General features: G+C 71.6%; 4 protein-coding genes. 1 reads left to right on the forward strand and 3 read right to left on the reverse strand.

The window, feature by feature from the left end:
* The 3 genes from ACIG5F_RS21105 to ACIG5F_RS21115 form a co-directional block, all read right to left on the reverse strand.
* Nucleotides 1–1,299: a serine hydrolase domain-containing protein gene (locus ACIG5F_RS21105; protein ID WP_396519834.1), complete on the reverse strand. Its 1,299-nt coding sequence runs from the start codon at nt 1,297–1,299 to the stop codon at nt 1–3.
* Between the two features lie 196 nt (nt 1,300–1,495).
* Nucleotides 1,496–3,013 carry a diguanylate cyclase domain-containing protein gene (locus ACIG5F_RS21110; protein WP_396519836.1) on the reverse strand — a complete coding sequence of 506 codons (1,518 nt, stop codon included), beginning with the start codon at nt 3,011–3,013 and terminating at the stop codon, nt 1,496–1,498.
* Nucleotide 3,014: 1 nt separating this feature from the next.
* Nucleotides 3,015–4,202, reverse strand: a complete 1,188-nt coding sequence (locus ACIG5F_RS21115; RefSeq protein WP_396519838.1) for an FIST signal transduction protein — start codon at nt 4,200–4,202, stop codon at nt 3,015–3,017.
* 192 nt (nt 4,203–4,394) lie between these two features.
* Between ACIG5F_RS21115 and ACIG5F_RS21120 the strand changes: the two genes are divergently transcribed.
* Nucleotides 4,395–7,004, forward strand: a complete 2,610-nt coding sequence (locus ACIG5F_RS21120) for a GH92 family glycosyl hydrolase (protein ID WP_396519840.1) — start codon at nt 4,395–4,397, stop codon at nt 7,002–7,004.
* Nucleotides 7,005–7,127 lie beyond the last annotated feature (123 nt).

A 7,127-nucleotide genomic window follows, 5' to 3' on the forward strand; every position in this document is an offset into this window, starting at 1 on the left:
CTATTCCGCGGCGCTGCGGTAGCCGGTGCACCACCAGAACGGGTAGTGCAGCGTGCCGGCGGCGGCGGGATTGTCGTCGTGGAAACTCAGCCGCATGTCCGGGTCCTCGGGCGCGTAGTAGGACGTCGGGCTGATCGGCAGCATGGTGAACGTGCGGTCGAACTGGGACACGACCAGGCCGTCGGCGGTCGGCGTGACGTCGAAATGGTGGCTCATGTCGCGGTAGCGGCCGGCCCTGGCCGCGAGATCAGGCTCGGGCAGGCACATCGTCGGGTGTCGCGGCGGACGCAGATCCAGTGCCAGGGCGATCAGGTCGCGGGCGAGATTGGCGCACGAGAAGGACTCGGCGTTGGCCAGCACGACGACGCCGATGTCCTCCTCGGGTAGCCGCGCGTACAAGGTGGAGAATCCGTAGATGCCGCCGGTGTGGAAAACGGTCCTGCGGCCGCGGAGGGTGTTGATCTCCCAGCCCAGCCCGTACCCCTCGACGCTGTGGTGCGGAAGCGTCGCCGGGCGGAACATTCGCCGTTGCAGGGCGATAGTGGCGATCGATTCCGTCCGCAGCGCCCGGTCGAAGCGGAGTAGGTCCTCGAGGGTGGCGCCGATGCCGCCCGCGCCGCCCAGCACGGCCATGTTGACGTGCGAGGCGTTGGCGAACACGCCGTTGTCGGCGGTGTAACCGCGGGCCCGCCGAGCGACGATGTCGGCGTTGGTCAGCAGCCGTGTGTCGGACATTCCCGCAGGTGAGAACACCTTCTCGGCCAGCACCTCGGCGAACGGCCGGCCGGTCGCCCGGGCCGCGATGATCTCGAGCAGGCGGTAGCCGGTGTTGCTGTATCCGTACTGCGATCCGACCGCGAACTCCAGCGGTTTTGAGGCGAATTCGGCGATCAGCTCCTCGTCGCTCTGGTCCAGCCGACACCGCTTCTGGAAACCGTCGTCGTCGGTGAAGTCGGGCACACCGGAGGTGTGCGTGAGCAGGTGGTGGAGTCGGACTCCGGGCGCGACCGCCGCGAATTCCGGCACGTGCTCGGCCAGCGGCGCGTCCAGATCCAGGACGCCGTCCCGCTCCAGGCACAGAATCGCCAGCGCGGTGAAGGGCTTGGTCACCGACGCCAGGGTGAAAACCGTCGCCGGCGTGACCGGAGTTTCCCATTCCAGGTCGGCGAAACCGTGGCACGCTGTGAATACTGCGGCGCCTCCAGACGTCATGGCGACGGCTGCGCCCGGGGTCTTGCCCGTGAGATGCTCACGGGTCAGGCGTTCCGCTTCCACGGTGTCGAGAGGCAGGTCGGGCACACCGGCAAGGCTAACCCGTGACCATCGCGGATATGCCGGAAAGCGCGTGTACTGGTTGAGTAGTCCGCGGATTTCGAACGAGTAGTGGCCCGTGGCAGGATCAAAGAGCAAGGCACGGGGGCGACGGGCCAGGGCGCGATAATGCGGCAGAGGGGAACGCATTAGCGCGACCTGGCTCGCCGTGTGGGACCAGGCGCTAGGCGGACGGGTGGCTGTCCCCGTCGGTGAAGGCCAGCAGCATCTCGTCGGCGAAGACGTCGTAGCGACCGCGGCCGTTGCGCTTGGCCCGGTACATGGCGATGTCGGCCCGGCGGACCAGGGCGGCCGGGTCGGTCATGCCGTGGGTGCTCAGGGCGATGCCGATGGAGGCGTTGACCTGGAGCTGGCGGCCGGCGATGCGCATGGGCTCGTGCAGGCCGCGCAGGATGCGGTCGGCGACCTTGGCGGCGTCGCCGGGCGTGGAGACGTTCAGCAGCATCACCGCGAACTCGTCGCCGCCGAAGCGGGCGGCGACGTCGCTGTCGCGCAGCTGGGCCACGATCCGGTCGGCGGTGATGGTCAGCAGGGTGTCGCCGGCGGCGTGGCCCAGCGTGTCGTTGATGACCTTGAACCGGTCCAGGTCGATGAACAGCAGCGCCACCCGCGCCCCACCGTGGCCGGTGAGCTCCAGCTGGTGGGCCAGCCGGTCCAGGAACAGGCTGCGGCTGGCCAGGCCGGTCACCGAGTCGTGGAAGGCCTGGTGCATGCGGTCCACGGTGTTGGCGTCGGTCAGCGCCAGGCTGACGTGCTCGGCGAAGGACTGGAGCATCTGCACCTCGGGCGGCGCATAGGACCGCCCGGGATGGTCGGCGACCACGACCAGGCCGCCGGTCACGGTGCCGCTGTCGTGCACGGGGGCGGCCATGGAGGCCAGGCCCTCGGTGCTGTCCTCGCCGCCGACGACCACGCCGCCGGACATGATGGCGGCCCCGACCGTGCCGGCCTCGGCCAGCGGCATGGTCGGCGTCTCCCGCTCGATGTCCACGCTCAGCCCGGCCCCGGCGACCAGGGAGATCTGCTGCGGGTCGGAGTCGTCCCGCAGCCACAGCCCCACCGCCCCGTCGCCCAGCAGCTGCCGGGCGGCGGCGGCGATCATGTCCAGCACCTGGGGCAGCGGCCGCCGCCGGGAGATCGCCCGCTGCACGTCGAACAGGTGCTCCAGCAGCCGCTGCCGCTGTTGCAGCGACGCCAGCAGCTCGGCGTTCTCGGCGGCCTGCCGCTCGCTGCGCTCCCGCATCTCGTGCTCGGCCTGCAAGGTCCGCAGCATGGTCAGCGCCAGCTCCAGCAGCCGCGCCATGCCCCGGACCACGTTGCGCTCCTCGACCGAGAAGCCCTGCGCGCCCCAGCGGGCCAGCACCAGATGCCCGGGCCGGCCGCCGCCCCAGTCGGCGGCGAAGGCGTGACAGCGCCCCACCCCGGGCACGTCAACGTTGTCGCGCTCGCGGCAGGCCACCGAGACCAGGTCGGCGACCGGGACCCGGCCCACCGGGAAGCCGACCACCGCCGCCACCTCGTCGTCGATGACCACGGCCGCCACCTCGGCCTCCAGCGCCGCGGCCGCCCGCTCCACCGCGGCGTGGGCCGCCGACACCTCGTCCGAGCACTCCGAGACCACGGCCAGCAGCTCCAACAGCTGCTGGCCGTCGTGATAGGCGCCGCCCCCGAACCCGGTCATCTCAGCCGAGGGCCAGCACGGCGAGGGTCTGGTTGTGGAAGCCGTGGATGCCCCTGGCCCTGGCGATCTCGCCGTACGCGTAGAAGCCGGCGAACGGGGCCTGCTCGGCCCACTTGGCCAGCCGGGCGTTGTCCCGCCGCAGGGCGTCGTCGTCCAGGATGGCCCGGATGGCCGCGCAGCTGATCGTCAGCAGCCCCACCGGCTCCCGCCCGCCCAGCCCGGCCAGCGCCTCCTGGCAGGCGGCGTCGGTGGCGGCCAGGATGGACTGCTCGTCGCCGGTCATGGCCCACACCAGGCCGCCGTGGTCGAAGCTGCCGCCGCCGCCCAGGGACCGGCCCTCCAGGTCGATCTGGGTGCTGACGTTGCGCGCGTCCACTCCGTTGCGGCGTTGCAGCCCCAGCGGCCGGGGCAGCGCGAACCGCATCAGCGCTTCCTTGTCGGTGTAGGCCTCGGCCGGCGCGCCCAGCCGGTCCAGGTAGACGTCCAGCGCCGGCCGGTCGTCCACGGTCTGGATGCGGCCGTCCCGGCTGCCGGTGACGATCATCGGCTCGCCCACCGGCCGGAACCCGTGCCGCACGCCCACCGACAGCGGTGCGTCGGAGTGGATGGTGGCCGCGACCACCGCGTTGGTCAGCACCCGGTCCCCGGCCAGCAGGTAGGCCCGCTTCATCCGCCAGCCGTCCGCGCCGGAGCCGCCGAACAGCGGCACGCTGGCCCCGAGCACGCTGTAGCAGCCGCGCACGATCTGCTCCTGGTCGCGGACCAGCCCGTCGGTCAGCAGCATCAGCACCCGGTGCGGCAGGCCTGGCACCTCGGTGACGCTGCGGCCCAGCTCCTCGCCGGCCTCCCGCTGGCGGCCGGCCACGTTCTCGGCCGCGGCCGTGGTGACGGCGAAGCCGGGGCCGCCGATCGCGGCCACCACGACGGTGCCGTCGTTGCCACCGCCGGCGCAGATCTCGCCGCGGGTGGTGCAGCCGATCACCGGCACGTCCGGGCCGACCACGTCCCGCACGCCGGCCAGCGTGTGGGCCAGGTCGTAGGTGATCGCCGCCCATACGATGAGCAGCTTGGGATCCGCCCCGGTCAGGGCGGTGTGCGCGGCTTGGGCCGCGGCGGTCCTCGGTTCGGTGGCGCTGGATTGGCCCACACCCATCCAGCGCCGGCCGTCGGGACACGCGTCCGTGTTCATGACGCCTCCACTCGACGGCGGTCGGTCAGACACCGTAGTCGCTTTCCCGGCCCGCTGCGGAGGCGACGGAGAAGATCTTCACTCAAACGGCGCATCTACCGGACAACGGTCAGACCGGATGTTTGACACCGCCGAGGGGCATTGGTCTAGTGCATCAGGTAACCGGATGGCTACCGAGGGGGGTTGGCCAGCATGAGAATTCGTTCGGCGATGGCGGTTTCGGCGTTGGCGGCGGGATTTCTGACCGTCACGGTGGGTCCCGGGGCGCAGGCCGCGCCAGCCGATCCGACGACACTGGTGAACCCGTTCGTGGGCACCGAGAACTCCGGCAACACCTTCCCCGGCGCGAGCGCCCCGTTCGGCATGACGCAGGTCAGTCCGGACACCGGCGGCCAGGGCGGCTACGACTACGACCAGACCGCGATCTACGGCTTCAGCCAGACGCATCTGTCCGGAGTGGGCTGCGGCGTGATGGGGGAGCTGCCGGTCATGCCGACCACCGGCGCCGTCTCCACCGTGGACCCGGCCAAATACGCCTCGGCCTATTCGCATGGCGACGAACAGGCCACGCCCGGTTACTACCGGGTCGGACTGTCCACCTACGGCGTTAACGCCGAAGTGACGGCCACGCCGAGAACCGGGTGGCAGCGCTACACCTTCCCGGCCACCGCGGCGGCCAACGTCTTGTTCAACACCGGCCGGGCCAACCAGTCGGTGATCGACTCAGAGGTCCACATCGTCGACAACCACACGGTCGAGGGACGTGTGCACGACGGCGGCTTCTGCGCCGGGCACGACCAGCACACCGTCTACTTCACCGCCAGCTTCTCCCGGCCGTTCGCCTCGTACGGCGCCTGGCGCGGCAGCACGGCCACCGCCGGGGCCAAGGACGCGGCCGGCGCCGGCGACAACGGCGCCTGGGCCACGTTCGATGCCACCACCCAGCACGACGTCGTGCTGAAGGTCGGCATCTCCTACACCGGCATGGCCGGGGCGCGGGCCAATCTCCAGCAGGAGACCGGCAGCTCCTACGACTTCGACGCCACCAAGGCGGCCTTGCACGCAAGCTGGGTCGACGAGCTGAACAGCGTCCAGGTCGGCGGCGGCGCGCAGGACCGGCAGACCGCCTTCTACACCTCGCTCTACCACGCCCAGCTGCACCCGAACCTGGCCGGCGACGTCGACGGCAGCTACGCCGGCTTCGACGCCAAGGTGCACAAGGCGGCGGACTACACGCCGTACCAGAATTTCTCGCTGTGGGACACGTATCGCCCGCAGAACCAGCTGCTGGAGCTGCTGCATCCCGACGTCGCCCGCGACGTGGCGCTGTCGCTGGTGGCCGCCGGGCGGGACGGCGGCTGGCTGCCGCGCTGGGCCCTGGCCAACAGCGAGACCAACATCATGACCGGCGACCCGGTCACCCCGTTTCTGGTCGAGGCCTGGACCAAGGGCCTGCTCAAGGGGCACGAGCAGGAGGCCTACGCCCTGCTGCGGGCCAACGCCACCAGCCTGCCGCCGGCGGACTCCCAGTACAACGGCCGCACCGGCCAGCCGTTCTACGCCGACCTCGGCTACATCCCGTCCGGGCTGAAGCGCGGCGTGAACTGCGCCGACAAGGGCGGCGACAACGACTGCGACCACCCGGCCTCGGCCACCCAGGAGTACGCCCTGGCCGACGCCGCCCTGGCCCTGATGGCCGACGGCCTCGGGCGCCACGCCGACGCGCAGATGTTCGCCGCCCGCGGCCAGTGGTACCGCAACCTGTGGGACAGCTCCACCGGCCAGTTCCGGCCCCGCACCACCGACGGCACCTGGCTCACGCCGTACGACCCGGTGCCGGCCGACCACCAGTTCCACGAGGGCGGCGCGTACCAGTACCAGTGGCTGGCGCCGCAGGACCCGGCCGGACTGGTGCAGCTGATGGGCGGCCGCAAGAGCACCGAGCAGCGGCTGGACGCCTTCTTCGCCTACCCGCACCTGCTGACCGATCCGGCCAGGGCGGTCCACGACGACTGGATCTCCAGCCCGTACGACTACTACAGCAAGGCCACCTACAACCCGAACAACGAGCCCGACCTGCTGGCCCCCTACATGTACCTGTGGGCCGGGGCCCCGGCCAAGACGGCCACCGTGGTGCGGGCGGCGATGACGCTGTTCACCAACGGCCCCGACGGCATGACCGGCAACGACGACCTGGGCACCATGTCGGCCTGGTACGTCTTCTCCTCGCTGGGCCTGTACCCGACCACCAGCGGCGGGAACTTCCTGGCCCTGTCCAGCCCCCAGTTCCCGACCGCGACCGTCCACATCGGACAGCGGCAGCTGACGATCAGCGCGCCCGGGGTCACGGATGTGAACCGGTACGTGCAGAACGTCTCGCTCGACGGCCGCGGCGTGGCCCGCAGCTGGCTCGGCTGGGACGACGTCAGCCGCGGCGGCACGCTCCGGGTGAACGTCGGCAGCGCCCCGTCGGCCTGGGCCACCAGCCCCTCGGCCGAACCGCCGTCGATCAACCACGCCGCCCCCGACTCCCGCCGGCACGTCGACGCCTCCATCCGCGGCCTCAACGTGGACGTGCTGGGGCAGGCCCCGGGCACCCTGCCGGTGTCGATCAGCGCCGCCGACGGTTGGACCGTCCACCCCGGCGCGCTGCTGCTGAAGTCCAACCACCTGCCGGTCCAGCAGACCGTCACGCTGACCCCGCCGCCCGGCGCCCCACCCGGCAGCTACCAGGTCACCGTCACGGTCACCGCCCCCGGCGCCAACACCGTCACCAGAACCGCCCCCGTCCAGCTCCCGTAAGCCGTTCCCCGGTGTGGAAGGGGGGGGGTGGGCCCGCCCGCGGGTGGGGCAGCGCCGCCCGCCACCCCGGGCGGGGGGGGGGCGGGCGGGTGGGTGGTTGGGGGGGGGGGGGGGGGGGGGCGC

The organism is Kutzneria sp. NPDC052558 (genome assembly GCF_044547355.1).
Taxonomy (GTDB): Bacteria; Actinomycetota; Actinomycetes; order Mycobacteriales; family Pseudonocardiaceae; genus Kutzneria.

Bases quoted from the DNA above. Each gene is read 5' to 3' on its own strand.
- ACIG5F_RS21110 (WP_396519836.1), bottom strand. From the start codon at position 3,013: ATGACCGGGTTCGGGGGCGGCGCCTATCACGACGGCCAGCAGCTGTTG.
- ACIG5F_RS21115 (WP_396519838.1), bottom strand. From the start codon at position 4,202: ATGAACACGGACGCGTGTCCCGACGGCCGGCGCTGGATGGGTGTGGGC.
- ACIG5F_RS21120 (WP_396519840.1), top strand. From the start codon at position 4,395: ATGAGAATTCGTTCGGCGATGGCGGTTTCGGCGTTGGCGGCGGGATTT.